This is a genomic window from Nitratireductor soli, from assembly GCF_001050155.1.
Lineage (GTDB): Bacteria > Pseudomonadota > Alphaproteobacteria > Rhizobiales > Rhizobiaceae > Nitratireductor > Nitratireductor soli.
Map to the genome: position 1 here is coordinate 1 of NZ_LFVY01000051.1, position 606 is coordinate 606.

Genomic DNA, 606 nt, shown 5'->3' on the forward strand with positions numbered 1-606 from the left:
CCGTTCAGGCTGCCTTTTCGTACATCTCCAGGACATGGTCCCAGTTGATCAGATTGTCGACGAAGGCTTCCAGATACTTCGGCCGCGCGTTGCGGTAGTCGATGTAATAGGAATGCTCCCACACATCGACGCCGAGGATCGGCTCTGCGCCGTGCACCAGCGGGTTCTCGCCGTTCGGCGTCTTCATGATCTCCAGCTTGCCGCCCTTGACCGCCAGCCATGCCCAGCCGGAGCCGAACTGCGTCGTGCCGGCATTGATGAAGTCGGCGCGGAACTTGTCGTAGCCGCCCAGGTCGCTGTCGACCGCCTTGGCCAGCGCGCCCGGCAGGCTCTTGCCGCCGCCGCCCTTCTTCATCCACTTCCAGAAATGAACGTGGTTGTAGTGCTGGGCCGCGTTGTTGAACAGGCCGGCATGCTTGCCGAACGACTGCTTCACCACCTCCTCGAGCGACAGGCCTTCCATGCCTGCCTCGACCGCCAGCTTGTTGCCGTTGTCGACATAGGCCTTGTGGTGCTTGTCGTGGTGGTATTCCAGCGTCTCCTTCGACATGTAAGGCTGCAGCGCCTCATAATCGTAAGGCAGGTCCGGCAGTTCAAAAGCCATGG

At 61.1% G+C, this 606-nt stretch carries 1 protein-coding gene; it reads right to left on the reverse strand.

All coding sequences use genetic code 11. From position 1 onward, the window contains the following. Positions 1-4: 4 nt before the first annotated feature. Complete coding sequence (locus AB843_RS24590) at positions 5-604, reverse strand: superoxide dismutase (protein WP_048649565.1); 600 nt, start codon at positions 602-604, stop codon at positions 5-7. Positions 605-606 lie beyond the last annotated feature (2 nt).